The sequence below is a fragment of the Cupriavidus sp. GW822-FHT06G04 genome (genome assembly GCF_058799075.1).
In genome coordinates, this window is sequence record NZ_JBXALD010000012.1 from 144,458 (window position 1) to 170,096 (window position 25,639).

At 65.6% G+C, this 25,639-nt stretch carries 21 protein-coding genes; 9 read left to right on the top strand and 12 right to left on the bottom strand.

Annotated features, from left to right (window positions below):
• Nucleotides 1-23 precede the first annotated feature (23 nt).
• On the top strand, nucleotides 24-1,001 hold the full coding sequence (locus AC1RKI_RS24300) for a Bug family tripartite tricarboxylate transporter substrate binding protein (protein WP_150982075.1): 978 nt from the start codon (nucleotides 24-26) through the stop codon (nucleotides 999-1,001).
• A 300-nt stretch (nucleotides 1,002-1,301) separates the two neighbouring features.
• The gene (locus AC1RKI_RS24305; RefSeq protein ID WP_227460528.1) at nucleotides 1,302-2,075 is read left to right on the top strand and encodes an NADPH-dependent F420 reductase; all 774 of its coding nucleotides are present in this window, start codon (nucleotides 1,302-1,304) and stop codon (nucleotides 2,073-2,075) included.
• Nucleotides 2,076-2,113: 38 nt separating this feature from the next.
• Here AC1RKI_RS24305 and AC1RKI_RS24310 read toward each other — a convergent pair whose 3' ends face one another.
• Nucleotides 2,114-2,503, bottom strand: coding sequence for a GNAT family N-acetyltransferase (locus tag AC1RKI_RS24310; protein WP_061957657.1), 390 nt, complete (start codon nucleotides 2,501-2,503; stop codon nucleotides 2,114-2,116).
• Nucleotides 2,504-2,742: 239 nt separating this feature from the next.
• Between AC1RKI_RS24310 and AC1RKI_RS24315 the strand changes: the two genes are divergently transcribed.
• Nucleotides 2,743-4,230 (top strand): AMP nucleosidase, encoded by a 1,488-nt coding sequence (locus tag AC1RKI_RS24315; protein WP_061957614.1) that lies wholly within the window; start codon nucleotides 2,743-2,745, stop codon nucleotides 4,228-4,230.
• Between the two features lie 156 nt (nucleotides 4,231-4,386).
• On the opposite strand, the gene AC1RKI_RS24320 is transcribed toward AC1RKI_RS24315, so the two are convergent.
• Together AC1RKI_RS24320 and leuA are read right to left on the bottom strand one after the other, a co-directional pair.
• Nucleotides 4,387-4,989 carry an OmpW/AlkL family protein gene (locus tag AC1RKI_RS24320; RefSeq protein ID WP_061957615.1) on the bottom strand — a complete coding sequence of 201 codons (603 nt, stop codon included), beginning with the start codon at nucleotides 4,987-4,989 and terminating at the stop codon, nucleotides 4,387-4,389.
• 417 nt (nucleotides 4,990-5,406) lie between these two features.
• Nucleotides 5,407-7,095: a 2-isopropylmalate synthase gene (leuA, locus tag AC1RKI_RS24325; protein WP_244789183.1), complete on the bottom strand. Its 1,689-nt coding sequence runs from the start codon at nucleotides 7,093-7,095 to the stop codon at nucleotides 5,407-5,409.
• 581 nt (nucleotides 7,096-7,676) lie between these two features.
• Between leuA and AC1RKI_RS24330 the strand changes: the two genes are divergently transcribed.
• Nucleotides 7,677-9,020 (top strand): hypothetical protein, encoded by a 1,344-nt coding sequence (locus tag AC1RKI_RS24330; protein ID WP_492797718.1) that lies wholly within the window; start codon nucleotides 7,677-7,679, stop codon nucleotides 9,018-9,020.
• Between the two features lie 215 nt (nucleotides 9,021-9,235).
• Here AC1RKI_RS24330 and AC1RKI_RS24335 read toward each other — a convergent pair whose 3' ends face one another.
• The 4 genes from AC1RKI_RS24335 to AC1RKI_RS24350 all read right to left on the bottom strand — a co-directional run bounded on the left by AC1RKI_RS24335 (nucleotide 9,236) and on the right by AC1RKI_RS24350 (nucleotide 13,099).
• Nucleotides 9,236-9,553 carry a DUF6587 family protein gene (locus tag AC1RKI_RS24335; RefSeq protein ID WP_492797717.1) on the bottom strand — a complete coding sequence of 106 codons (318 nt, stop codon included), beginning with the start codon at nucleotides 9,551-9,553 and terminating at the stop codon, nucleotides 9,236-9,238.
• Between the two features lie 43 nt (nucleotides 9,554-9,596).
• Entirely contained in the window at nucleotides 9,597-11,456 is a 1,860-nt protein-coding gene (gene feoB / locus AC1RKI_RS24340; RefSeq protein WP_244788483.1) for a ferrous iron transport protein B, read from the bottom strand.
• 33 nt (nucleotides 11,457-11,489) lie between these two features.
• On the bottom strand, nucleotides 11,490-11,795 hold the full coding sequence (locus AC1RKI_RS24345) for a FeoA family protein (protein WP_061957658.1): 306 nt from the start codon (nucleotides 11,793-11,795) through the stop codon (nucleotides 11,490-11,492).
• A gap of 410 nt (nucleotides 11,796-12,205) precedes the next feature.
• The gene (locus AC1RKI_RS24350) at nucleotides 12,206-13,099 is read right to left on the bottom strand and encodes a LysR family transcriptional regulator (RefSeq protein ID WP_492797714.1); all 894 of its coding nucleotides are present in this window, start codon (nucleotides 13,097-13,099) and stop codon (nucleotides 12,206-12,208) included.
• A 126-nt stretch (nucleotides 13,100-13,225) separates the two neighbouring features.
• On the opposite strand from AC1RKI_RS24350, the gene AC1RKI_RS24355 reads away from it, so the two are divergent.
• The 3 genes from AC1RKI_RS24355 (at nucleotide 13,226) to AC1RKI_RS24365 (ending at nucleotide 17,275) form a co-directional block, all read left to right on the top strand.
• Nucleotides 13,226-15,043, top strand: a complete 1,818-nt coding sequence (locus tag AC1RKI_RS24355; protein WP_492797712.1) for an acyl-CoA dehydrogenase family protein — start codon at nucleotides 13,226-13,228, stop codon at nucleotides 15,041-15,043.
• 65 nt (nucleotides 15,044-15,108) lie between these two features.
• The gene (locus AC1RKI_RS24360; RefSeq protein ID WP_492797710.1) at nucleotides 15,109-16,107 is read left to right on the top strand and encodes a Bug family tripartite tricarboxylate transporter substrate binding protein; all 999 of its coding nucleotides are present in this window, start codon (nucleotides 15,109-15,111) and stop codon (nucleotides 16,105-16,107) included.
• A gap of 28 nt (nucleotides 16,108-16,135) precedes the next feature.
• Nucleotides 16,136-17,275, top strand: coding sequence for a CaiB/BaiF CoA transferase family protein (locus tag AC1RKI_RS24365; protein WP_251164854.1), 1,140 nt, complete (start codon nucleotides 16,136-16,138; stop codon nucleotides 17,273-17,275).
• Between the two features lie 54 nt (nucleotides 17,276-17,329).
• On the opposite strand, the gene AC1RKI_RS24370 is transcribed toward AC1RKI_RS24365, so the two are convergent.
• Genes AC1RKI_RS24370 through AC1RKI_RS24385 form a run of 4 tightly spaced genes read right to left on the bottom strand, consistent with a single transcriptional unit; the run spans nucleotide 17,330 to nucleotide 22,004 of the window.
• Complete coding sequence (locus tag AC1RKI_RS24370; RefSeq protein ID WP_227460523.1) at nucleotides 17,330-19,027, bottom strand: lactate permease LctP family transporter; 1,698 nt, start codon at nucleotides 19,025-19,027, stop codon at nucleotides 17,330-17,332.
• Between the two features lie 48 nt (nucleotides 19,028-19,075).
• Nucleotides 19,076-20,521, bottom strand: a complete 1,446-nt coding sequence (locus tag AC1RKI_RS24375) for a LutB/LldF family L-lactate oxidation iron-sulfur protein (RefSeq protein WP_492797708.1) — start codon at nucleotides 20,519-20,521, stop codon at nucleotides 19,076-19,078.
• Nucleotides 20,518-21,234 (bottom strand): LutC/YkgG family protein, encoded by a 717-nt coding sequence (locus AC1RKI_RS24380; RefSeq protein WP_251164851.1) that lies wholly within the window; start codon nucleotides 21,232-21,234, stop codon nucleotides 20,518-20,520. The genes AC1RKI_RS24375 and AC1RKI_RS24380 overlap by 4 nt, the downstream gene beginning before the upstream one ends.
• Entirely contained in the window at nucleotides 21,231-22,004 is a 774-nt protein-coding gene (locus tag AC1RKI_RS24385; protein WP_492797706.1) for a (Fe-S)-binding protein, read from the bottom strand. Before AC1RKI_RS24385 ends, AC1RKI_RS24380 begins: the two co-directional genes overlap by 4 nt.
• Before the next feature lie 145 nt (nucleotides 22,005-22,149).
• Between AC1RKI_RS24385 and AC1RKI_RS24390 the strand changes: the two genes are divergently transcribed.
• Nucleotides 22,150-22,857, top strand: a complete 708-nt coding sequence (locus tag AC1RKI_RS24390) for a FadR/GntR family transcriptional regulator (protein ID WP_223506000.1) — start codon at nucleotides 22,150-22,152, stop codon at nucleotides 22,855-22,857.
• Between the two features lie 112 nt (nucleotides 22,858-22,969).
• Here AC1RKI_RS24390 and AC1RKI_RS24395 read toward each other — a convergent pair whose 3' ends face one another.
• Nucleotides 22,970-24,058: an AI-2E family transporter gene (locus AC1RKI_RS24395; protein ID WP_061957627.1), complete on the bottom strand. Its 1,089-nt coding sequence runs from the start codon at nucleotides 24,056-24,058 to the stop codon at nucleotides 22,970-22,972.
• A 193-nt stretch (nucleotides 24,059-24,251) separates the two neighbouring features.
• Between AC1RKI_RS24395 and AC1RKI_RS24400 the strand changes: the two genes are divergently transcribed.
• Nucleotides 24,252-25,634: an ethanolamine ammonia-lyase subunit EutB gene (locus tag AC1RKI_RS24400; protein ID WP_492797704.1), complete on the top strand. Its 1,383-nt coding sequence runs from the start codon at nucleotides 24,252-24,254 to the stop codon at nucleotides 25,632-25,634.
• Nucleotides 25,635-25,639 lie beyond the last annotated feature (5 nt).

Genomic DNA, 25,639 nt, shown 5'->3' on the forward strand with positions numbered 1-25,639 from the left:
CAAAACGAATCGAGGAGACACAGATGTACGGAATTCGCAGACCGCTGGCCATTGCCGCACTAGCCACGTTCGCGTGCCTGGCCTTGCCCGCGGGCAGCGCGTGGGCCGAGTATCCCGACAAGCCGATCCGCTTTGTCGTGCCGTTTGCGGCGGGCAGCGCCACCGACCAACTGGCGCGCGCGATCGGGCAGGCCGTGACGGTAGACAGCAAGGTCACCGTCGTGGTGGATAACAAGCCGGGAGCGAACGGTTTCATCGCGGCAAGCGATGTGGCCAAGGCCGCGCCCGACGGCTACACGGTGCTGATCACCACCAACACCACGCACGCGGCCAACGAGCATTTGTTCAAGAAACTGCCCTATGACCCGGTGAAGGACTATGCGCCGCTGACGGCGCTGGGCCGCGGCGGGCAGATCATGGTGGTCAATCCGCAACTGCCGGCAAAGACGGTAGGCGAATTCATCGCGCTGGCCCGCAAAGAGCCCGGCAAGATCAGCTTCGGCAGCGGCAGTTCATCGTCGCGCATTGCGGGCGAACTGTTCCAGCAGATGGCGCATGTGCAATTGCTGCATGTACCTTACAAGAGCAATCCGCTGGCCATCACGGACCTGCTGGGCAACCAGATCCAGATGATGATCACCGATACCGCGACGGGGCTGCCGCAGGTGAAAACCGGCAAGCTGCGCGCGCTGGGCGTGTCGGGCAAATCGCGCTCGCCGCTGGCGCCGGACGTGCCGACCATCGACGAAGCGGGCGTCAAGGGCTATGAAATGAGCTATTGGTTCGCCGCGTACGCGCCGACCGGCACGCCGCCGGCCGTGGTGACCAAACTCAACCAGTTGCTGGTGAAAGCCGCCAAGAGCGACACGGCTGCGACGTTCTACAAGTCGACCGGCACCGATGTGTTCACGAGCTCGCCAGCCGAGCTGGCCAAGTTCCAGGGACAGGAATCGGAAAAATGGGGCCGCATCATCAAGGCCGCAGGGATCCAGCCCGAGTAATTTGCGGTACGCAGAAACGGGTACGTCGCCTATCGAACAGCCTGATCATCGGGGGCGATCGACGCGGAATGCCAAAGCGATGCCAAATGGCGGCGGATGTCCGCGAGCCCGGATGACATAGCTGCGAGGTTGCTTTGCATGTCATGCATAGGCGGCGCTTCCTCGTTCACGCATGTCGATGCCACGACACTTGTCGGGCGTCCGTCGATATATGGGGCGAGACTTGCGAGAGAGCCTCGCGGCGTCACGGCGACACGATTTCGCCTAAAGTGACTCCATCGGAATCATCGGAGACGCGCCATGAGGACGACATACAAGGCATCGCACGCACGGCGTCGGATACTCATCGCGGGTGGCTGGTCGGTGCTGCTGGCAGGGACCCTTGGGCATGCGTCGGCGCAATCGGGGCAACCCGGGGCGATGCCCGGTGCGTCCCCGTCATCGCGGCCGCGGGAACCCTTGAGGATCGGCGTGATTGGTTCCGGCCGCATCGGCGGAACGGTGGGCGGCCTGTGGGTCAAGGCCGGCCATCCCGTGATGTTCTCGTCGCGCCACCCGGAATCGTTGAAGACCCTGACCGAATCGCTCGGGCCGCTGGCGCATGCGGGCACCGTGGCCCAGGCCGTGGCGTTTGCCGATGTGTTGCTGTTGGCGGTGCCTTATGGCGCCGTGCCGGACGTGGCGCAACAGAATAGCTGGGCGGGCAAGATCGTGCTGGACGCCACCAACGCGGTGTCGCCGCGCGACGGCGCCATCGTCGACGAGGTCAAAGCCAATGGCATCGGGACGACCACGGCAAAATACCTGCGCGGCGCGCGCGTGGTGCGCGTTTTCAACTTCACGAGTGCCGGCGACTTCGCGCGTGAAAGCCATCGTCAGCCGCCGCTGATGGCGGTGCCGCTGGCCGGCGACGACGCCGCAGCGCTGGCGGTGGCTGCGGATCTGGTTCGCGATGCGGGATTCGAACCGGTCGTAGTGGGCGGGCTTTCCAGCGCCGATCGCTTTGCGCCTGGCGGCAAACTATTCCATCAGGTCGGCAGCGCCGAGGAATTCAGGCGCGCGATGGCGCAGTAATGGTGCAGCGATGGTGCGCTAGCGGCGCGCGCGGGCTGTTAGCGGCGCCGCCACTCCATGGCCACCATCGACGGGGTGAAGCCGAGCTGGCCGAAGAATGCCGCTTCTGACGAGCGCGCCGCGCGCAGTACCCAAGTGATATCGGGATCGTTGCCCATCACGTGGCGCAGCAGCGCGCGCCCGATGCCGCGCCGGCGATGTTGGGGCGCCACCGCAACCATCGAGATGTAGCCGTTGGAGATATCGTCGCAAAGCGCGCGGGCAAAGCCGATGACTTCGCCTTTTTCAACCGCGACGGCCACGCGCTGCGAGTTGGCGATCAGCTGCGCAAACCGCTCGGGATTGCCGACCCGTTGTTCCCACCCGTTCGCAGCCAGCAGTTGTCTGGCCGCTTCGATTTCTGCGGGCAACGGGTTACGGATTTCCATCGACGATTCCTCCAGCCTGATTCCGGCGCGCATGTGTGCAGTCCCTCCAGAAGTGGGGGGCGCAGGGCGCTTGCGCCACGCGTCACACCTTGCGGTTGCGCGTTTTGGAGCGCGTTTCGGCGACAGAGTGTAGCGAAGCGAATGCCAGCGAGTCAAACAACTTTGTCTGGAAATGCCAGCGTTCGCCCGCGCACGGTGCGCGCGTGCCGGTCTGTCGTGCTTCGAAAGCTGGCGGTATCATGGCTGCCATGAACGCCCCGATCTTCTCCTCCGCTCATCCCGCCGACCAACTGGCCGAGTTCAACGATGCCGATAGCGCGCTGGCGCGCATTCGCGAGATATACGACAGCTCGGTTGCAGCCGTGCGCGCGCGCTTCGATGCGTTTGCACAGGGAAAACCGCTGCCATCGGCCGCGCATGCGTGTTATCCGTACCTGGGCATCTCGGTGAACCTGGAAACGATGGTGACCGACAGTCGGCCATCATGGGGCACCGTGGCCTACCCTGGCGTGTACGGCACCACTGTGACACGCCCGGATTTGCTGTGCGATTACTATCGCGACCAGATCGAGCGACTGCTGCGCTATCACCGTGTCCCCGTGGTGGTGGGTTTGTCGCGCCGCCCAATTCCGCTGCCGTTTGTCATCGAGGCGTCCACCACCGACATCAGCTTCACGCAGGCGCGCGAGCTGGAGGCCTCGTTCGTATTGCCGGAACTGAGCCGCATCGACGATTCCATCGCCAACGGCACGTATGAGCCGACGCCGGGCGAGGCGTGGCCGCTGGCGCTGTTTCCTGCCGAACGGGTGGACCTTGCGCTGCAACGCCTCTATCACTACACCGGCACGGCGCCGCAACACTTCCAGCGGTTTGTTTTGTTCACGAACTATCAACGCTATGTCGACGAGTTCGTCGCGCTGGGCCGCGATCTCATGTCCGGAGACGGCGGCGACGGCTACGTGCGCTTTGTCGAGCCCGGCGATATCGTGCAGCAGCTTGGACAGGCGGAGCCCGACGACGCCGCGCGTCCGCGCGCGCTGCCGCAGATGCCGGCCTATCACCTCGTCCGCGATGACGGGCTTGGTGTCACGCTGGTAAATATCGGCGTGGGGCCGTCAAACGCCAAGACCATGACCGATCACCTCGCTGTGTTGCGCCCGCATTGCTGGTTGATGGTGGGGCACTGCGGCGGCCTGCGCCGCTCGCAGCAACTTGGCGACTATGTGTTGGCCCACGCGTATGTCCGCGACGACCACGTACTCGATCACGATCTGCCGCCCTGGGTGCCCGTGCCGCCAATTGCGGAAATCCAGGTGGCGCTGCAGGAAGCCGTGGCCCGTGTGACAGGCCTCTCGGGCACGGAAATGAAGACGCGCATGCGCACCGGCACCGTGGTATCGACCGATGACCGCAACTGGGAACTGAAATCGAAGGCGCTGTATGCGCGTTTCAACCAGTCGCGCGCCATTGCCATCGATATGGAGAGCGCCGCCGTAGCCGCCAACGGCTTCCGCCTGCGCGTGCCGTACGGCACGTTGCTATGCGTTTCGGACAAGCCGCTGCATGGCGAACTGAAGCTGCGCGGCATGGCCAACGCGTTCTATCGCCAGCGAGTCAGTCAGCATATGACGATTGGCCTCGAGGCGATTCGCATCCTGCGCGAAAGCGGTGTCGAACAACTTCACTCGCGCAAGCTGCGCAGCTTCGACGAGCCGGCGTTCCGGTAGGTCGATCGACGAACCTGTTTTCCCGCGCGCAGAAATATAACGATCAAAATAAAAAAACGCGCGGGATCGCCGCGCGCTGTGAGCCGGGACGGGCGTCGATAGACGCCCTGGCCAAAAGACGACAATGGAAAGTGTCGTTCGGAGAATCGTAATTTCTTAGAAGCGGTAGCCGATACCGGCGCTGAACAGCCACGGGTCCAGGTTCAACGACGATACCTTGACGTTGCCGGCGTAGACGTTGGTGGAGATCCACACCTTCTTGGCATCGACGTTCAGGAACCAGTTCTTGTTGAGCTTGTAGTCCATGCCGATCTGCAGCGCGGGACCGACGCTCCAGTTGTCCAGCGTGAGACCGCCCAGGTTGGCGCCGTAGACGCGCGTGGCGTTGACGCCGGCGCCGATATACGGACGGAACGTGCCGTTGGGCAGGAAGTGGTATTGCAGCAGCAGGCTTGGCGGCAGGTGCTTGAACGTACCGATCTGCGTGCCGTCCAGGCTGACGTCCTGCTTTTGCGGAATGGTCAGTACCAGCTCGGCGGCGATGTGCGGCACGATGAAGTACGTGACGTCAACTTCCGGAATCCACTTGTTGTTGACGCTGATGCGGTCCGAAGGGCCTACGCCGCCGATCGGCGCCGCGGTGGTGGGACCCATATCCAGGAATGTGCCGCGCAGGCGGACCATCCAGTTGCCTTCAGCCTCTTCGGCGGCAAAGGCCGGGGCAGAAAGGGTGCCGATGGTTGCGGCGGCGAGCGCCATGCAGATGGAGGAGGCGAGGGGCTTGCGGCGGGCAGTAGTTACGGTGGTTACAGTGGTTGAAGTGGGTGCAGTGGTCATGGTGGTCAGGCACTAATGAGCAAAAAGTGCGACCAGTTTGTCGTTCGCGAATGCGCTGGACCTTGATGCAGGACAAGTGAATGGCAGCCGACACACATTCAACGAAGAATCGTCGTCAATGCGCGACAGATTGAAACATGGCTGGCGCAATGCCTGCGCAAGCGTGCCGATGTTTCTATTTACATGCGGATTTATTCGTGGCGTACGGGCCTCGCGGCCCGTACGCTGTGGGCTCGTGGTTGTGCACCACGCATGTCGTGGACGTCCTGCCGGACGTCTTTCCAGGTGTGCCCTGTGGGGGCAGGGCACACCGTTTTTCTTGGCAGCGGCGCCAGCCGGTCAGGCCGCCTGCGGCTGCTCGACGGCGTTTGTCGCAAGATGGCGATTCACGCCCGACACCATGGCCTTGAGCGATGCCGTGACGATATTTGCGTCCATGCCGGCGCCGAAGCCGGTCGGCGAATCGCCCACCCGTACCTCGACATAGCACGCCGCCCTGGCATCCGCGCCGCTGGCCATCGCATGTTCGTGATAGTCCATGACGCGCACCGCAATGCCCAGCCCGCGCGAAAATGCATCGACCGCGGCGTCGATCGGGCCGTTGCCCGTACCGCGCACCTGTACCGTGCGGCCGTCGCGCAGCATTTCCATGTCGATTTCCGCCGCGTGGCTGTCGGTCGATACCATCCGGTGCGATACATAGCGCAGCGGCGCCTGCACATCGAGGTACTCGCGGCGGAACAGCGCGTAAAGATCCTCGGCGCTGGCCTCGAGTCCGGTTTCATCGGTCATGACCTGCACCGCACGGCTGAATTCGATCTGCAGGCGGCGCGGCATGTAGATGCCATGCATCTGCTCCAGCAGATACGCCATGCCGCCCTTGCCGGACTGGCTGTTGACGCGGATCACCGCGTCGTAGCTGCGGCCGAGATCGGCCGGATCGATCGGCAGGTACGGCACTTCCCAGATCGCGTCCGGCTTCTGCTGCGCAAAGCCCTTGCGGATGGCGTCCTGATGCGAGCCCGAAAATGCCGTGAACACCAGGTCGCCAACGTACGGATGACGCGGATGCACGGGCAACTGATTGCAGTGCTCGACGCACTGGCGGACTTCGTCGATATCTGAAAAATCAAGCTCCGGATCGACGCCCTGCGTATAGAGGTTCAGCGCCAGCGTGACCAGATCCACATTGCCGGTGCGCTCGCCGTTGCCGAACAGGCAGCCTTCCACGCGGTCGGCGCCGGCCATCACGGCGAGTTCGGCCGCGGCCACCGCCGTGCCGCGATCGTTATGCGGATGCACGGACAGCACGATGTGCTCGCGGCGCGCCAGCCGTCGATGCATCCATTCGATCTGGTCGGCAAAGATGTTGGGCGTGCTGCATTCCACCGTGGTGGGCAGATTCAGGATCATCGGGCGCGAGGCGTCGGGCTGCCACACGGCCGAGACCGCGTCCGATACTTCCAGCGAAAAATCGAGTTCGGCCAGGCTGAAGGTTTCGGGCGAATATTCGTAGGACCAGGCGGTTTCCGGCATCGCATCGGTCAGCGCGCGGATCAGACGAGTGCCCGACACGGCCACTTCCTTGATTTCCTCGCGCGATGCATTGAACACGATGCGACGCCACGCCGGTGCGATCGGGTTGTAAAGATGCACGGTCGCGCGCCTGGCGCCGCGCACCGATTCGACCGTGCGGCGGATCAGGTCGTCGCGCGCCTGCGTCAGGACCACAATCGTGACGTCCTCGGGGATGCGGTCTTCTTCGATCAGCATACGCACGAAATCGAAATCGGTTTGCGATGCGGACGGGAATGCGACCTCGATCTCCTTCACGCCGATCTTCACCAGCTGTTCGAAAAAGCGCAGCTTGCGCGCGCTGTTCATCGGCTCGATCAGCGCCTGGTTGCCGTCGCGCAGATCGGTGCTCATCCAGCGCGGCGCACGCGTGATGGTCTGCGATGGCCAGGTCCGATCAGGCAGATCGACGACGGTGGCGGGGCGGTATTTGGCGGCGGGGTTGCGCAACATGGGCATGGGTTTCTCCTTCCTCGCTAAGGAAGCAATGGAAAACGTCTCGTCGTGCGAGCGTTCCGGATCGATCGGAAAACGAAATAAAGGTGGCCAGAAGGCTGCCGAACTGCCACGAGGCCCTAGGCCCGGCAACCGATCGGTAGGCTTAGCAGTAGCGAGGAAGCGCGCAGGGCGCGGCACGACAGCAGGCCCGCAACGCACGCGCGCACGGCTGCATCGATGCGCGAGGCATCGGCGGCGTGGCGGAGGTTGAGGGTGAAGGCGTTCATCGTGCGGAGGTGTAAATCGCCCGACGGATGCGAGCGACAGACCGCAGCGTAGTGCAAAACGCGCGCAGGCGTCAACTCGCTGCCCGCATCTTGGCGCGCCGCGCGCGCCTCACTGGCCGCGTGCCGCTGCGCACGCTTTCCCCCCAACGGATGGCATCCAACCGATATGTGGGATGCCGCTCAATCGTCTGGCCGGTACATCGCGGGGCACATCGCGCCTAGGCTGGTTGATACAGGGAACGGGCCCAAAAATAACGAACGGGGGAGCGAAACATGCTTACGCGCACGTGGATAAGCTGGCTTGCCTGCATGGCAACGGCAATGTTGATGGCGGCATGCGGCGGTGGCGGGGGTGGATCGGGGACAAGCGGCGCGGCGCCTGCGGGCAGCAACGGCGGAGCCGGCGGCAGCCCAGGCGGCACGGCGGCCGTGGCCAAGTCTTACACGCTGGTGATGAACCAGACCTCGGGCCAGGTCAGCATCGGCAATTCGATCACGCTGGTGGCGTCTGTCGTCGACGATCTTGGCAACGACGTGACGGGCTCCACAGCCTTTGTCTGGTCGACTTCGAACAACGCTGTGGCAGCGGTATCCAGCAGCACTGTTCCGGGTAGCGCGCTGGTTGGCGGCATCGGCACGGGCACGGCCACGATCAGCGTGGTGGCGACCGTGACCGCTGCCAGCGGCGCCACTACCGTGCTGCCGCAGTCCGCGGCCACCATCACCGTGGTGGCGCCGGGCGTGAAGACGTACAGCCTGGCGCTGCCCTATCCGGTGTTGTCGATGACAGACGGGCAGGTATTGCCGGTCACTGCGTCGCTGATCGACAGCGATGGCGCCGATCGCTCCGCGACGGCCACCGGTTGGACCTGGCGCAGCAGCGCGGCGGCGGTGCAGGTCACGGGCGCGGCCAATGTCGGCACCTTGCGCGGCGTAAATGCCAGCGACACGCCGGCGCAATCGACCGTAAGCGTTCAGGTGACGGCCCCGGACGGCAACACGCTGACCGCATCGTTCTTCGTCTCGGTGTTCAAGAGCAGCGTATCGACGTATCGACTGGTGCTGTCGCAGTTCGGCACGCAGATCAACGCGCTGAACGTGCTCAACGGCTATCCGCAAACCTACGATTCGCGCGTGGTGCGTCACGATGAAAGCGATGCCACGGCGGATTTCAGCGGCCTGTGGACGTATATGACCACTTCGCCGTCGCTGGCCGTGCTGCCCAATTCGGCTACGCGCGTGACTACGGTCAGCACCAGCCGCGCAAATGGCGCGTCGCCGCTGCAAAGCGTGCTGTCGGAGATGGCCGGCAGCCTCACGTTGAGTGCCAAGCCGCGTGCCACGCTGCTGGTGACCGAGCAGCCGACGTGGGCGCTGGTCTATGACGGTCCGAATCCGCTGGTGGTGCCGGGCGGCGGCATACCGATCGCCGCGCACATCATGCATCGCGGTATCGACGAGGGCATCATGGGCTGCAACGGCACCTGGGCCTGGGCGGTCAGAAGCGGACCGGTGTCGATCAACCAGACATTCCCGCCCAATCTGGCGACGATCGTGCCCACCGGCTCGGGTCCGTTCACGGTCACCGTGTCTTGCACCGCCGGACCGGAGGCGATGCCGGTGACGCTGATCATCCCGGGCACCGTGCAATAACGGCAACGGGCCGGCGCCCGTGAACCAGCAAACGCCTGCTGCGGCCGCGGCTGCGGCAGGCGCTTTTCGTTGCAGCGGCAGCGCACGCAAAGCGCGGGATGCGTACCCGTTTCTGCGTGGCGTTCATGCGCTGTCGCCGCGTCGGCAAGTCACCTCGATCACCCAGAAAAAACGGCGACCCGAGGGTCGCCGTTTGCATGTCGTGGTGGTCCGGATCACGGCTTGCGTGAGAAGCGGATGATCTGCTCGTGGCTTGCCGCCGTGGCCCCGGTCGCCCCGGATGTATTCGATCCGCACGAGCCGCAGCCGCTGTTCGTATCGCAGCCGCTGGCGCAGCCCGCCGCCTGCGTCGGCGCCAGACGCTGCACCAGCCATGCACGCCAGCCTTTGGCCGAGGCGCCGCCCAGCGCGGCCGCCAGGTTCGCCTTCACGCGCTCGCGTGTGCGCGGCATGTAGCGCGCCACGACGTGCACGGCGCAGCCCAGCACGATCAGCGGGACCAGCAGGGTTTCGAAGGCGTGGTAGAGCGTCATGATGGCTGTTGGATTGGATAACTGCGCTGCCGTTTCCGTGCGATCAGCTGAACATCAACGCCACGCGATAGGTGATGAACGACGCGAGGTAGGCCAGGCCCGTCAGGTAGGCGGCCGAGGCGGCCATCACCTTCCAGGAATTGGTCTCGCGGCGGATCACCGCCAGCGTGGAAATGCACTGCGGGGCAAACACGTACCAGGCCAGCAGCGACAGCGCCGTGGCCAGCGACCATTGCGCGGCGATCATCGGCGCCAGCTGCACGGCCACCGTGTCGTCGCTGCCGGACAGCGCGTACACCGTCGCCAGCGCGCCCACGGCCACTTCGCGCGCGGCCAGGCCAGGCACCAGCGCCACGCAGATCTGCCAGTTGAAGCCGATTGGCGCAAACACATGTTCCAGCGCCTGGCCGATCATGCCTGCAAAACTGTAGTCGATCGGCGGCAGGGTGGCGCCGGCCGGCGGCGACGGGAAGCTGGCCAGAAACCACAACAGCACGGTCAGCGTCAGGATCACCTTGCCCACGCGCGACAGGAAAATCCGCGCGCGTTCCCACAGGCCGATGGCGATATCGCGCGGATTGGGCACGCGGTACGACGGCAGCTCCATCAGCAGCGGATGATCGGTGCGGTCGCGGCGGAACCACTTGAGCACGTATGCCACCACCAGCGCGCTGACGATGCCGGCCACATACAGCGCGAACAGCACCAGGCCCTGCAGGTTGAACATGCCGCCGACGGTCCGCTCGGGAATGAACGCGCCGATCAGCAGCGCATACACGGGCAGCCGCGCCGAACACGTCATCAGCGGTGCCACGAGGATCGTGGTCAGGCGGTCGCGCGGGTCCTGGATCGTGCGGGTGGCCATGATGCCGGGGATCGCGCACGCAAAGCTCGACAGCAGCGGAATGAACGATCGTCCCGACAAGCCCGCGCCCATCATCAGCCGATCGAGCAGGAACGCGGCGCGCGGCAGGTAGCCCGATTCCTCGAGCGTCAGGATGAACAGGAACAGGATCAGGATCTGCGGCAAAAAGACCACCACGCTGCCAAGGCCGGCGATCAGGCCATCGACCAGCAGGCTCTTGAGCATGCCGTCGGGCAGCATCGCGCCCAGCCATTCGCCGAACCAGTGCACGCCGGCCTCGATGCCGTCCATCATCGGCGCGGCCCACGAGAACACAGCCTGGAACATGAAGAACAGCAGTACCGCAAGAATGACCAGACCGAATACCGGATGCAGCACGACGCGATCCATCGCATCGTCGAAGCGCGCGGTGCGCGTCGGCATGGTGACGGCGATATCGAGCAGGCGCTTCACTTCGGCGTGCGTGTCAAATTCCGACACGCTGTCGAGCGGCTGCGCGGGCGGCGCCGGCGGCAGTGACTCGTCGAACAGGCGGACCAGCCCGGCCGCGCCGTCGCGCTTGACCGCGACGGTTTGCACGACGGGCACGCCCAGCGCCTGCGAAAGCGCCTCGCGGTCGATCAGGATGCCGCGGCGCGCAGCCGCATCGCTCATATTGAGCACCACCACCATCGGCAGGCCGAGGCGGCGCAATTCCAGCACGAAGCGCAGGTGCAGGCGCAGGTTGGTGGCGTCGACCACCGACACCAGCAGGTCCGGGCGTGCCTCGCCGGGGCGCTGCCCCATGCAGACTTCTCGCGTGATCGCCTCGTCAAGGCTGGCCGAGTGCAGGCTGTAGGCGCCCGGCAGATCGAGGATGCGGACCGTGCGGCCGGCGGGCGACGTAAATACTCCTTCCTTGCGCTCGACGGTCACGCCGGCATAGTTGGCCACCTTCTGGCGGCTGCCGGTCAGGCGGTTGAACAACGCGGTCTTGCCGCAGTTGGGATTACCTACCAGCGCAATGCGCAGGGCGGAGGGATGCTGTGCAACTGACATGATGAGCGGGATCCTGGCGGCGTCGGGCGGCCTTCACGCAATGCGCTTGGCGGCGTCAGGCGTATCGGCCTGGCTGGCGGGGACAATGCTGGAAATCGTCGCGGAGGCAATCTCCACGGCAATGCGGTCCGCTTCCGAGCGGCGTAGCGCAAATCGCGTGAAGCCCACCTGCGCGACCAGCGGGTCCTTGCCAAACGGACCGAAGGTGATGATCTGCACGGTTTCTCCCGGCACAAAGCCGAGATCGCGCAGGCGGCGCGCGACGGGATCGTTCGGGGTGGCATCGTCCACCGATTTCACGATGGCGACCGTGCGCCGGGACAGTTCAGACAACCGCATATGCTTCCAGTCCAAGGGCGGGATCACCGCCGCGCAACAGGCCAAAAACGCCTGTCGGGTACGTAAATAGAAATCGTTCTCGATTGTATAGCATCCACGCCGTTTTCGTGCCTTTATGGCAAGCGAGGCCGCAACCTGGCGGGCGAAAAGATCGATGCAATGAGGGGCGCTGGCCGGCATCAGGTGCAGTGGGATTCCCCTCGTTCCTCGCAGCAATGAGCGGGAAATTCCGGCGTGTTCTTGCGAATAACGCATTTGCGGTATTGGCCGAACGCAGTCGGCAGCATAAGCTGCGGGCACGCTGAACACCCCGTTCCACGCGTACTTTCAAAAGCCACTGGTCTTCTTGCCAGTGGCTTTTTTCTCTCCGGCGCCGATCTGCGCCGATGGCGTGCAAATCGCAGCGGCGATCAGCCCGCCTCCGCAGCCATCGCAGCCTTGACCGTTTCGACAAAGTGGTCGCGCGCGGGATGGTCGGGCATCGTTTTCCAGACGCAATAGACCTCCGACGGCACTGTGGAATCGGCCAGCGGCCGGAATGCGGCGCCGGCCATGCCGGAGCGTGCCATCGCGGCCGGCACCACCGCCACGCCCATGCCCTGGGAGACCAGCGAAACCACCGACAGCCAGTGCCGCACTTCATGCTGAATACGCGGATAAAAGCCCTGCGCCGCGCACATATCGAAGATACGGCTGTAGTAGTCCGGCGACGCCTTGCGCGAGAACAGCACAAATGGCTCGCCGCGCAGGTCCGCCAGCGCCAGTTCGGCACGCGCCGTCAGCGGGTGATCGGCGGGCATGCAGCAGACAAAAGGCTCGGTATGCGCGAGCGTGGCGGCCAGTTCGTCGGGTACGCGGCTGGTGTGGACGAAGCCGGCGTCCAGTTCGCCGTGCAGCAGCGCGTCGATCTGTTCCTGCGAATTGAGTTCGGTCAGTGCCACACGGATGCCCGGATAGCGCGCCTGAAATTCCTGCAGCCGTTGCGGCAGGCCGCGGTACAACATCGAGCCGACAAAGCCGACGCGCAACCGGCCCACCGCGCCGGCCTCGATCTCGCGCGCCAGCAGCCGCGCCGATTCCGCCTGCGCCAGCAATGCCGTGACGGATTCCCGAAACGCCCGCCCGGCGGCGGTCAGTCGCACGCCACGGCTATCGCGCTCGAACAGGCGCGCCCCGACGGATGCTTCGAGCTGCTGGATGTTGAGCGACAACGGCGGCTGCGAAATCGACAGCCGTTTCGCGGCGCGCCCGAAATGCAGTTCCTCGGCCAGCACGAGGAAATAGCGCAGATGGCGAAATTCCATGGCGATATAAAAATTATATGGATCGAGTCAATTTTAGAATTAGACACGAATCGTTGCGCATCAAATAATGCGTCCCAAACCATCCCGCCCCAATTCGCAGGGCGGGAGCTTCCGGAGACACATTCGATGCCGACCAGCGCCGTCCGCCCCGCTGCCCTTCAGGCGACCTCCGCCGCCCATGCTTTGCACGCCGCCCCGCCCGACGCTCATCCGGTCCCCGACCGTCACGGCGCGAGCCTTTTCACGGCGGATCCGGACCTGCGCGCGCTGTTGCCGCTCTATCTGCCGGCCGACCTCTTCAATCACCTGCTGCCGCACCTGGAGCGCATGGGCGCCCTGGCCGGTGGCGTGCTGGACGAACTGGCCAATGTGGCCGACCACGCGCCGCCCACGCTGTCGCATCGCACGCGCAGCGGCCTCGATGCGCAGCGTATCCACAAGCATCCCGCCTATGTCGAACTGGAACGCGTGGCGTTTGCGGAGTTCGGCCTCGCCGCGGCATCGCATCGCGGCGGCGTGCTCGGCTGGGACAAGCCGATGCCGCCCGCTGCCAAGTACGCGCTGACCTATCTGTTCGTTCAGGCCGAGTTCGGCTTGTGCTGCCCGTTGTCGATGACCGATTCCCTGACGCGCACGCTGCGCAAGTTCGGCGATCCGGCACTGGTCGAGCGCTTTTTGCCCAACCTGACCACGCAGGTTTTCGACGATCTCTACCAGGGCGCGATGTTCATGACCGAGCAGGGCGCGGGCTCCGACGTCGCGGCCACGGCCACGCGCGCGGTGCGCGACGACAGCGCCGAAGGCGGCTGGCGTCTGGTGGGCGACAAGTGGTTCTGCTCGAATCCGGACGCGGCGCTGGCGATGGTGCTGGCGCGCGTGGAAGACGCCGACGGCACCGCCGTGGACGGCATCAAGGGCGTGTCGCTGTTCCTGCTGCCGCGCACGCTGGCCGACGGCAGCGCCAATCACTACCGCATCATCCGGCTCAAGGACAAGCTCGGCACGCGCTCGATGGCCAGCGGCGAGATCCGCCTCGAAGGCGCGCATGCCTACCTCGTCGGCGAGCCCGGCCGCGGTTTCGTGCAGATGGCCGACATGATCAACAACTCGCGCCTGTCCAACGGCGTGCGTGCCGCCGGCCTGATGCGCCGCGCCCTTACGGAAGGACAATTCATCGCGCGTGAACGTCGCGCCTTCGGCAAGCGCCTGACGGACATGCCGCTGATGCGTCGCCAGTTGCTCAAGCTCACGCTGCCGACCGAACAGGCGCGCACGATGGTGTTCCAGACCGCCGAAGCGCTGCGCCGCGCCGATGCTGGCGAATCCGACGCTTATCCGCTGATGCGCATCTTGACGCCGCTGATCAAGTTCCGCGCGTGCCGCGATGCGCGCAAGGTGACCGGCGACGCGATGGAGATCCGTGGCGGCTGCGGGTATATCGAGGAATGGAGCGATCCGCGGCTGGTGCGCGACGCCCATCTCGGATCGATCTGGGAAGGCACCAGCAATATCGTCGCGCTCGACGTGCTGCGCGCGATCCGCCGCGAAGGGTCGCTGCCGGTGCTGCAGGCGCATTTGCAGGGCCTGCTGCGCGATACGCCGCTTCATGCCACAGCCCGCGCCACCTTCGAGGCGGTCATTGACAGCGCCGCCGCGCTGGCGGCGCGCGCGGCCGATGCCGGCGCGGATGGCGATGTCATGGCGCGCCAGGCTGCCTCCGCGCTTTATCACGTGACCAGCGCCGTCGCCATGGCGTGGGAAGCGGGCCGCATCGGATCGGTGCGCCGCATGCGCCTGGCGCAACTGGTGCTCGTGCATCGCGTGCTGCCGCAAGATCCGCTGGCGGGCGGCGCCGAACCCGAATGGCTGGCCGAAACGGTGGCTGCCCCGACCGATGGCGTTGCGCACGCGGCCGGGCAGGTCGATCAGGTCAACGTGTTCTGAACGGCGTCACAGGCGCGCCACTGCGCCCCCGCACATAAAAACAGCTTTACCGGAGACAACGCATCATGCCCCAATGGCACCGCCGCGCGGCCCTGGCCGCATTCGCTTCCATGACCGCGTGCACGCTGCTTGCCGCAGCCACGCCCGCCTTTGCACAGAAGGATTTTCCAAGCAAGCCCATCATGATGGTGGTGACCTATCCGCCGGGGGGCCCCACCGACGCGATGGCCCGCACGCTGGCCGCCGCGCTGAAGAACAGCCTCGGCCAGCCGGTGGTGGTGGAAAACCGCGCCGGCGCCGGCGGCAACATCGGCGCGGAAGTCGTGGCCCGCGCGGAGCCCGATGGCTACACGCTGATGTTCGGGACGTCGGCGCCGCTGGCGATCAATGTCAGCCTCTATCGCAAGATCAACTACGACCCGATCAAGAGCTTTGCGCCCGTGATCCAGATCGGCCATCTGCCCAACGTGCTGGTGGTCAATCCCGGCGTGCCCGCCCGCAACGTGCAGGAACTGATCGCCTACGGCAAGGCGCATCCGGGCAAGCTCACCTATGCATCGTCCGGCAACGGCGCGTCGTCGCATCTGGCCGGCGTGCTGTTCAACAACCTGGCCTGCACTGATTTCCAGCACGTGCCTTACAAGGGCACCGGCCCCGCGCTGAACGATCTGCTGGGCGGTCAGGTCAGCATGACCTTCACCGATGTGCTGACGGCGCTGCCGTTCATCAAGAGCGGTAAGGTGCGCGCGCTGGGCGTGACCACCAAGGGCCGCTCGCAGGCGCTGCCCGAGGTGCCCACCGTGGCCGAGCAGGGTGTCGCCGGTTTCGATGTTTCGGTATTCTTCGGCGTGGTGGCGCCGGCCGGTACGCCGCCCGCCGTGATCGGCAAGCTCAACCACGCGTTTGCCGATGCGCTGCAGCAGCCCGACGTACGCAAGACGCTGCTGGCGCAAGGGCTGGAACTGGCGCCGTCCACATCGCCGGACCAACTTGGCAGCTTCGTGAAATCCGAGGTGGCCAAATGGCGTACCGTGGTGCAGAAATCGGGCGCTCAGCTGGACTGACCGCCGCACATAACAACAGGGAAGAGACATGACGCCATTTCAACCCGGCGCGCTGGCCGGCATTCGCGTAGTGGATCTGTCGCGCATCCTGGGCGGCCCGTTTTGCGGGCAGATCCTGGGCGATCACGGCGCCGACGTGCTGAAGATCGAACCGCCGCAAGGCGACGACACCCGCACCTGGGGCCCGCCGTTTCGCGATGGCGTGGCGTCGTACTACTTCGGCCTGAACCGCAACAAGCGCGTGATGACGCTCGACCTCGCCGCGGACGCCGATCGCGAGGTGCTGCTGGCCCTGCTGGCCGACGCCGATGTGCTGGTCGAAAACTTCAAGACCGGCACGCTGGAAAAATGGGGACTCGGTTACGACGTGCTGTCGCAGCGTTTTCCGCGGCTGGTGCATTGCCGCGTATCGGGATTCGGCGCCGACGGCCCGCTCGGCGGCCTGCCCGGCTACGACGCGGCGATCCAGGCCATGGCCGGCATCATGAGCATCAACGGCGAAGCCGATCGCGATCCGCTGCGGGTGGGTTTGCCGGTGGTCGACATGGTGACGGGACTCAACGCCGCCTTGGGCGTGCTGCTGGCGCTGCAGGAACGCGCACGCAGCGGGCGCGGCCAGTTCGTGGAAGCGGCGCTGTATGACTCGGGCCTGTCGCTGCTGCATCCGCACGCCGCCAACTGGTTCATGAGCGGCAAGACGCCGGGCCGCACCGGCAACGCGCATCCCAACATCTATCCGTACGACACCGTGGCCACGGCAACCGACCCGATCTTCCTGGCGGTGGGCAACGACCGGCAGTTCCGCATCCTGTGCGACCACCTCGGCGTGCCGGAACTGGCCGACGACGAGCGCTTTGCCACCGCCGGCGCGCGCTCGGTCAATCGCGCCATGCTCAAGGGCACGCTGGAAGCGAAGATGGCGGTGTGGGACGGCAAGGCGCTGGCCGCGCAACTGTCCGATGCGGGCGTACCGTGCGCGCCGGTGCTGTCGGTGCCCGATGCGCTGACGCATCCGCACACCGTGCATCGCGAAATGGTGGTGGAGATGCCGGGCGGCTACAAGGGGCTGGGCGCGCCGATCAAGCTGAGCCGCACGCCGGCCACCTACCGCCACGCGCCGCTGACTGAAGGCAACGCGTTCCTGCCAAGGGAAGCGGCAAACGACTGAGTCCGCTCCACGCCGCCGCGCTGGGCGCGCGGGGCGTGAAGTGGCGAGGCATCGTCAGCCCGGGATCATCCCCGTGAACACATAGGCTTGCAGCATCGTGATCACGCCGACGATAAACGCGAACAGCAGGCTGTGCTTGACGGTGAAGCGGAACAGTTCGGATTCCTTGCCGACCAGGCCCGTCGCGGCGCACGCCACCGCGATCGATTGCGGCGAGATCATCTTGCCGGTCACACCGCCAGTGGTGTTGGCGGCCACCAACAGGGTGTCCGACACGCCGATCTGATGGGCCGTGGCGTGTTGCAGCGAGCAGAACAGCGCGTTCGATGACGTATCGGATCCGGTCAGGAAGACGCCCAGCCAGCCCAGCAGCGGCGAGAAGAACGGAAACGCCGCGCCCGTGCCGGCCAGCAGCAGCGCCAGCGTCGACGACATGCCCGAGTAGTTGGCCACGAATGCAAAGGCCAGCACCAGGCCGATCGACAGGATCGGGCGGCGCAGCTCCATCAGCGTTTCGCCGAACGTGACCAGCGCGTCCCGGGGCTTCATGCGCAGCAAGATTACCGAGATGATCGCCGTCAGCAGGATCGCGGTGCCCACGGCGGATAGCAGGTCCAGCTTCAGCACGGCCTCGTAGGGTTTGGGCGACGCCACGATCGGCGCGGTCTTGATGACCAGTTGGTCGAGCATCGGCACCTTGAACTTCAGCACGCTGCCGGCCAGTGCGCCGTTTGCGGCGAACAAGGCCTTGAACGACGGCAGGCTCCAGATCGTCACGATCGCCGTGAGGATGCCGAACGGCGCCCATGCGCGCACCGTCTGGCCGAAGCTGTAGGGCGAGGCCTGGCGGTTCGACGGCGCACCGAGGCCGCCGCCAAATCGGGCCAGCGCCACGGTGCCGCCGGAGACCGCGCCACGCGCCGGCTGCGACGCCGAGCGCGGTTGCCACACGCGCAGGAACGCCGCCAGCGCAACCAGGCTCACCAGCGCGGACGTGATGTCGGGCAGTTCAGGGCCGATGTGGTTCGACGTGAAGTACTGGGTGACCGCGAAGCTTGCGCCCACCACCAGCGCCGCGGGCCACGTTTCCCGGATGCCGCGCCGGCCATCCATCATGAAAACGAGCCAGAACGGTACCGCCAGCGACAGCAGCGGCAACTGGCGGCCCGCCATCGCGCCGATGTGCATCGGGTCGATGCCGGTGACCTGGCCGGCCACGATGATCGGGATGCCCATCGCGCCGAATGCCACCGGCGCGGTGTTGGCGATCAGGCAAAGTCCGGCCGCGTAGAGCGGATTGAAGCCAAGGCCTACCAGCAGCGCCGCGGTAATGGCCACCGGCGCGCCAAAGCCCGCCGCGCCTTCCAGAAACGCGCCGAACGCAAAGCCGATCAGCAGCATCTGCAGACGCTGGTCGTCGGTGATCGACAACACCGAAGCGCGGATGATGTCGAACTGGCCCGTCTTCACCACGATCTTGTAGAGAAACACCGCTGTGACGATGATCCACGCGATCGGCCACAAGCCGTAGGCAAAGCCGAAGCCGGCTGCCGCAAACGCCTGCGGCGCAGGCATGCCGTAAGCGCCGATCGCCACGGCCACGGCCAGCGCGAGCGTGATGGCCGCCGCCACATGGCCTTTCATGCGCAGCAGCGCCAGCGCGACGAAGAAGAACAGGATGGGCACGGCCGCCGCAAGCGCGGACAGCCAGAGGCTGCCCAGCGGCGTATAGATCTGGGTCCAGGGTTGCACTGGAAGTCTCCTTGATGGTGTTTGAATTCTTGTGTGTGCCGCGCGCCGCTACTCGGGCTGATTGCGCTCGGCAAGCAGATCGGAAAGGCTTTTTGGCGCGGGTGTCAGTGGCTTGCGATGCTGCGTCCAGCCCATCTGCGCGGCGGGCGTGAACGCGCGCAGACGCGTGGCGGCCCACCGGAATACGCGATACATGGCCGGATGCGCGAAGGCGCCGCTCCAGAAGCGCCAGACCAGATGCTCGCGGCGGCTGTACTTCGCGCCCTGGCCCTTCAGCGGATGCGGCACCGCCTCGTCCGGATCGCGATTCGCTTCGGTGCGCAGGCGCACCAGAAGCTGTGGGATCGGAATGCGCACGGGGCATACTTCGCCGCAAGCGCCGCACAAGCTGGACGCGGTGGCCAGATCCGCCGTGGCTTCGAGCCCAAGCAGATGCGGCGAGATGATCTTGCCGATCGGTCCCGGATAGGTGGTGCCGTAGGCGTGGCCGCCGATGCGCGTGTAGACCGGACAGTGATTCATGCATGCGCCGCAGCGGATGCACTGCAGCGTGGCGCGCAGCTGCTCGTCGGCGTAGGCCTGACTGCGGCCGTTATCCAGCAGCACCAGATGCACTTCGCGCGGGCCGTCGCGTTCGTGGTTTTTGCGCGGTCCCGAGATCAGGTTGAAATAGGTGGTGATCGCCTGGCCCGTGGCCGAGCGCGTGAGCAAGCTGGACAACGGCACGATGTGCGACAGCCTGGCCACCACTTTTTCCATCCCCATCACGGCGATGTGCACATCGGGCACCGTGGTGGAAAGCCTGCCGTTGCCCTCGTTTTCCACCAGCCACAGCGTGCCGGTATCGGCCGCCGCGAAATTCACGCCGGACAGCCCGATATCGGCCTGCACGAATGCCTGACGCAGCGCGCGTCGGCCGGTCTGGATCAGTTCGTCGACGTCTTCCGTATAGCGTGTATCGGCGATGTGCTGTTCGAACAGCGTGGCAATGTCGGCCTTGGTCTTGTGGATTGCCGGCATCACGATATGCGACGGCTTTTCCCCGGCCAACTGGACGATGTACTCGCCCATGTCCGATTCGATGCAATCCACGCCGCGTTCGGCAAGGTAATGGTTCAGCTCCATTTCCTCGCTGGCCATCGATTTGCCCTTGATGACGCGCGTCGCCGCGTGCGCTTGGGCAATGCGGTGGATGATCGCGTTTGCCTCGTCAGCGGTCTCGGCCCAGTGCACCTGCACGCCGGCCTGCGTGAGCTTTGCTTCGAGCTGCGTCAGCAGGTCCGGCAGATTGGCCAGCGCGTGCTGGCGCACGGCCTCGCCGAGATCGCGCAGTTGTTCCAGCTCGTCGCCGTCGGGAAACTGCACGGCGCGCTTTTGCTGCAGAAAGTCCATCGCACCGCGAAAACTGCGGCGCAGCTTGGGATCGTCGAGCGCGGCGCGCGCGCGGACGCGGAAGTCCTCGCTCGGTACGAAATGCAGTGTTTGCTGGCTCATTGTCCGGGGTCTCCTGCGTGATCGTTCACGATGACGACCCAGAGCCGGCGCGGACCGTGCGCGCCGTAGGCCAGCGTCTGCTGAATGTCGGATGTCTTGGACGGCCCCGAGATCATGACCAGATTGGTGGGCATGCCATCGGCCCAGTTTTCGGCGCGCACCGCCGCGTGCAGATCGGGGTGCAGCGTCGAGGCGTAGACCAGCGCGATATGCGTTGGCGGCACCAGCGACACCGTGCGCGGCGATCCGGCATCGGGCGCCAGCACCAGCGTGCCCGTGGCGGCCAGCCCGGAACGCGCCACCGTGAAACCGGCGTCGACGGTGTCGAACAACTCGGACTTCCAGTCCTCGAGCGGTCGATCGAAGGTCACCGTTGCGACGCCGGCGGGCAGTGCTCGGGCCAGCGCGGCGCCTTCGGGCGCGGAGGTATCGATCAGTAACCGCCGCACGCCGTCCTGCGCGAGCCGCTCGGCTACCCACATCGGCCAATCGGCGGCATCGGCGCAAACGACTTCCGCGTGCGATGCCGTCAGCGCCGCTTGCATCGACGCCACCATCGCGGCCACTGTTGGCCGTTGCCCGCGGCGCAGGTCGAAGTGCGTGTCGATGCGTCGATCCAGCGACGCGGTGTCGGCGGCCAGCGTTGCGCCGGAGGTTGGCGTAGCCGCGCGCAAACGGCCCAGCATGCGCTCGCGCGCGCTCATCGTGGTCATGCCGCACCTCCGGTCCGACGCCACAGGAACGACGCCAGATGTTCGACCGGTAGCGGCGCGCCCGCGTGGGCGGCGGCATGGCCAATGTTGAGCAGGCATCCGCAATCGGCAGAAACCAGCCGGTCACAGCCGGTGGCGCAGGCGGAAGCGACCTTGTCGCGCACCATCGCGCCAGAGATATCGGCGTGCTTGAGCGAGAACGTGCCGCCAAAGCCGCAGCATTCCGATTCGCGTTCGTGCTCGACGCGCGTCACGCCCGGCAGCGCATCGACCAGCGCCACACCGTGCGTGCGCGTGCCCATTTCACGGCGCGCAGCGCACGACGTATGCAGGACCACGCGCTCCGCTCCCGCGTTGGGCGCCATGTCGAAGCGCACATGCAGTACGTTCAGCAGGAATTCGGCCAGCTCGAAGACCCGTTCGGCGATGTCGGCGGCCAGCTCGGCGGCTTCGGGATCGTCGGCGAACAGCGTGGGCCAGTGGTGCCGCATCATGCCCGCGCACGAACCGGACGGCACGATGATCGGCCAGGGCTCGCGAAACAGATCCAGTTGGGCGCGCGCCACCTTGCGCGCCTGCTCGGGATTGCCGCTGCTGTAGGCCGGTTGGCCGCAGCAGCTTTGCGCACGCGGAAAGTGAACGGTCAGGCCTTCGCGTTCCAGCAGTCGTACGGCATCGAGACCGGCTTGCGGAACGAACAGGTCGACGAGACACGTGCCAAACAGGTACACCTGCTGCGGCACGTTGGGGGGATATTGCCTGGCTTGCATTGTCTGTCTCCGGGATGGGGCACCGCCCGTGATACGCGCTGCGGCATTTTTCGGCGCATAATTCCCGGTCTTGCGCCGGGGCGCAAATTGGTTGGACCAATTTTCGGGCGCCACGGCAACAATACGGCAGGCAAGGGATCGATCGATGGCAGGCAGCGCGCGCAATCGCGTGGAAGACATCATGCGCAAGCTGGAAACGGCGTTGCTGGACGGCACTTGGCCTGTTGGCGCGCGCCTGCCGGCCGAGCGCGTGCTGGCCGAGCGCTATGACGTGGCGCGCAACACGATCCGTGAAGCGATTCAGCGCCTAGCGGCGCGCGGCCTGCTACAGAGCCGGCGCGGCGCGGGTGTATACGTGACCGACCAACTGCGCACCGGCATTGCATCGCCCTGGGGGCAACTGGTAGCGGACCATCCCGCGCTGCGCGACGACATCCTGGAGTTTCGCCGCGTGCTTGAAGGGGCCACCGCATATTTCGCGGCGCTGCGCGCCGACGCCGCAGACCTCAAACGTATACGCGCGCTGATGAAGGAGCTGGAGCGTTCGCGCAAGGTCGACGACAAGGCGGGCGAAGCCAGCGCCGATGCCAGACTGCACGACGCCATCGCGCAGGCGTCACACAACACGATGTTCCTGCATCTGCATACCAGTGTGTTGGGGATGCTGCGCGAGCACATTACGATCAACGGCACGGGACTGCGCGAGGCCGACGCGGCGTCGTCGGACCTGCTGCTGCTTCAGCACCGCACGCTGTGCGAGGCCATTCTGGCGCGGCGTCCCGAAGAAGCGCGCACGGCCATGCAGACGCATATCGATTTCGTGCGCAGCAAGGTGGAAGGCAGCGGCGGCTAAGGACAACGCTGGGCCGGGCAATTGGTCGTACCAATTGCTGCGTATCACAACCCAATCGAATCAAGCACTTGGCGGCGCCCGTTGCAGCGCAGGAGCCGCCGCCTGTCGGCCATTACACGAGTTCCGCGGTGGTCAGCTCGCGCTTGAGATACGCATAGAAGATGGGCCCGGCAATCACGCCGGAAATGCCGTAGAGGGTTTCCATCAGCAGCATCACGGTCAGCAATTCCCAGGCCGCGGCCTGGATGCGGGCGCCGATGATGCGCGCGTTCAGGAAGTACTCGAGCTTGTGGATCACCACCAGATACAGCAGCGACACGATGGCGATCGGCAGCGACACCGAGAGCGAGGCCACGACGATCGCGGTATTCGAGATCAGGTTGCCGATCACCGGCAGCAGCCCCGCCAGGAAGGTGACGGCCACCAGCGTCTTCGACAATGGCAAGTGCTGGTGGAACATCGGCAACACCACCAGAAGGTAGGTTGCCGTCAGCACCGTGTTGATCAGCGAAATCTGGATCTGCGCGAAAATGAACTGCGCGAACGACTGCTGCAGCGTGCGGGCGCGATCGATCAGCGCACCGGCCAGCGGCCGGCGGTTGGGTCGCGCGATGGCGCGGTACAGCGCAACCATTGCGCCGATGATCAGGCCCACCAGGATATGCAGCAGCGTGCGCAGGATGTCGGTGCCCAGCCGTTGCGCCATCTGGGCGTGTTCGCGCAGCGCGGCAATCAGCGTGGTCGCCAATTCCTCGACGCCATTCGGCAGATACTCGCTCAGCCAGGCCGGTAACTGGGCGCGGGACTGGTCGATGATGCTGGCGGCGTGGTCGAGCAGCCGGTCTATGGTGGAACTGTCGACGCTCAGAAAATGCACCAGCGCCCAGATGCCGCCGGTCAGCCCCAGCAGGATGACCGCCGACAGGATGAACACGGCGAGCGCGTCGCGTCGCGAATGGGTCAGGCGCGGCGCCAGCACATCGACCAGCGAATAGAGCAGCAGCCCGGCCAGCAGCGCGGCAACCAGATTGGCATGCATGACCAGCAGCAGCGCGCCGCCGGCAATCACATATGACACCGCCGTGACGGGCGACCACCTGCCCGGCGCCAGCCAGGGCCGGGTGGTCGAGGAAGTCGTGGGGGCGGCGCCGGCCACGTCGGCGCGGTCTTGGGTGTGTTCGGTTTCCAACTGCTGCGGCATGTTTCGGCGGGGACGCGATGTGGAGGAGGAAATGGCTGAGGCGGATTGTCGATGTGGCGCATCACAATGGCAAGTCAGCATGAGCATACATGGACCGCGATGCCGGGCCGGGCGCGGATCTTGCGTCCCCGCTCGACTGGCTCGCCTATAGTGAGGAGCAAAAGGACGGCGCAACGATTTCTCCGGAGACCGCATGGCCTTTACCCATACCGTCGGCACGCGCCGGCATGTGTTTGCCGATTTGCGCACGCTGCTGGCGCGCGCCAGCCCCGCGCGCTCGGGCGATGCGCTGGCCGGCCTGGCTGCCGTCAGCGAGGAAGAGCGGATGGCGGCGCGCATGGCGCTGGCGGACATGCCGTTGTCGCATTGCCTGACCGAGGCGCTGGTGCCCTACGAGGACGACGACGTCACGCGCCTGATTGTCGATAGCCATGACGCCAACGCTTTCGGGGAGATTGCCAGCCTGACCGTGGGCGATTTCCGCAACTGGCTGCTGCGTGACGACACCGATACGGCCGCGTTGGCGCGCGTGGCGCCCGGCATCACGCCGGAGATGGCGGCGGCGGTCAGCAAGCTGATGCGCAACCAGGACCTCATCGCGGTGGCGCGCAAGTGCCGCGTGGTCACGGCGTTCCGCAGCACGATCGGGCTACCGGGGCGGCTGTCCGTGCGGCTGCAGCCAAACCATCCCACCGACGATCCGCGCGGCATTGCCGCATCGATCGTCGACGGGCTGCTCTATGGCTGCGGCGATGCCACCATCGGCATCAATCCGGCCAGCGACAACCTTGGCGCGATTGTCTCGCTGCTGAAGCTGGTCGACGATATCCGGTCCCGCTACGATGTGCCCACGCAATCGTGCGTGCTCACCCACGTTACCAACACGCTGCGCGCCATCGACCAGGGCGCGCCAGTCGATCTGGTGTTCCAGTCGGTGGCCGGCAGCCAGGCGGCCAACGAGGCGTTCGGTATTTCGCTGGCGCTACTGGACGAAGCGCACCAGGCTGCGCTGTCGCTGCGGCGCGGCACCGTCGGCAGCGATCTGATGTATTTCGAAACCGGACAAGGCAGCGCGCTGTCGGCCAATGCGCATCATGGCGTCGACCAGCAGACCATGGAGGCGCGCGCCTATGCCGTGGCGCGCCGCTACCAGCCGCTGCTGGTCAATACCGTGGTGGGCTTTATCGGCCCCGAGTATCTCTACGATGGCAAGCAGATCATCCGCGCGGGCCTGGAAGACCATTTCTGCGGCAAGTTGCTGGGTGTGCCGATGGGTTGCGATATCTGCTACACCAACCACGCGCAAGCGGACCAGGACGACATGGACACGCTGCTGACGCTGTTCGGCGCGGCTGGCATCAACTTCATCATGGGCGTGCCCGGCGCGGACGACATCATGCTCAACTACCAGAGCACCTCGTTTCACGACGCGCTTTACCTGCGCGAGGTGATGGGCTTGCGGCCCGCGCCGGAATTCGAAGCATGGCTGCAGCGCATGGGAATCTTCGACGAGGCCGGACGACTGCTCGATCCGCCCGCGCGCCAGCCGCTGCTGACGATGGCGCAGACGCTTTGACGCAC

Coding starts and splice junctions, on each gene's coding strand:
- AC1RKI_RS24320 (WP_061957615.1), bottom strand. CDS start 4,989: ATGGCGCTCGCCGCCGCAACCATCGGCACCCTTTCTGCCCCGGCCTTT.
- feoB (WP_244788483.1), bottom strand. CDS start 11,456: ATGTCAGTTGCACAGCATCCCTCCGCCCTGCGCATTGCGCTGGTAGGT.
- AC1RKI_RS24355 (WP_492797712.1), top strand. CDS start 13,226: ATGCCGACCAGCGCCGTCCGCCCCGCTGCCCTTCAGGCGACCTCCGCC.
- AC1RKI_RS24300 (WP_150982075.1), top strand. CDS start 24: ATGTACGGAATTCGCAGACCGCTGGCCATTGCCGCACTAGCCACGTTC.
- AC1RKI_RS24395 (WP_061957627.1), bottom strand. CDS start 24,058: ATGCCGCAGCAGTTGGAAACCGAACACACCCAAGACCGCGCCGACGTG.
- AC1RKI_RS24310 (WP_061957657.1), bottom strand. CDS start 2,503: ATGGAAATCCGTAACCCGTTGCCCGCAGAAATCGAAGCGGCCAGACAA.
- AC1RKI_RS24400 (WP_492797704.1), top strand. CDS start 24,252: ATGGCCTTTACCCATACCGTCGGCACGCGCCGGCATGTGTTTGCCGAT.
- AC1RKI_RS24385 (WP_492797706.1), bottom strand. CDS start 22,004: ATGCAAGCCAGGCAATATCCCCCCAACGTGCCGCAGCAGGTGTACCTG.
- AC1RKI_RS24345 (WP_061957658.1), bottom strand. CDS start 11,795: ATGCGGTTGTCTGAACTGTCCCGGCGCACGGTCGCCATCGTGAAATCG.
- AC1RKI_RS24365 (WP_251164854.1), top strand. CDS start 16,136: ATGACGCCATTTCAACCCGGCGCGCTGGCCGGCATTCGCGTAGTGGAT.
- AC1RKI_RS24335 (WP_492797717.1), bottom strand. CDS start 9,553: ATGACGCTCTACCACGCCTTCGAAACCCTGCTGGTCCCGCTGATCGTG.
- AC1RKI_RS24350 (WP_492797714.1), bottom strand. CDS start 13,099: ATGGAATTTCGCCATCTGCGCTATTTCCTCGTGCTGGCCGAGGAACTG.
- AC1RKI_RS24380 (WP_251164851.1), bottom strand. CDS start 21,234: ATGACCACGATGAGCGCGCGCGAGCGCATGCTGGGCCGTTTGCGCGCG.
- AC1RKI_RS24315 (WP_061957614.1), top strand. CDS start 2,743: ATGGCTGCCATGAACGCCCCGATCTTCTCCTCCGCTCATCCCGCCGAC.
- AC1RKI_RS24390 (WP_223506000.1), top strand. CDS start 22,150: ATGGCAGGCAGCGCGCGCAATCGCGTGGAAGACATCATGCGCAAGCTG.
- AC1RKI_RS24360 (WP_492797710.1), top strand. CDS start 15,109: ATGCCCCAATGGCACCGCCGCGCGGCCCTGGCCGCATTCGCTTCCATG.
- AC1RKI_RS24375 (WP_492797708.1), bottom strand. CDS start 20,521: ATGAGCCAGCAAACACTGCATTTCGTACCGAGCGAGGACTTCCGCGTC.
- AC1RKI_RS24305 (WP_227460528.1), top strand. CDS start 1,302: ATGAGGACGACATACAAGGCATCGCACGCACGGCGTCGGATACTCATC.
- leuA (WP_244789183.1), bottom strand. CDS start 7,095: ATGTTGCGCAACCCCGCCGCCAAATACCGCCCCGCCACCGTCGTCGAT.
- AC1RKI_RS24330 (WP_492797718.1), top strand. CDS start 7,677: ATGGCAACGGCAATGTTGATGGCGGCATGCGGCGGTGGCGGGGGTGGA.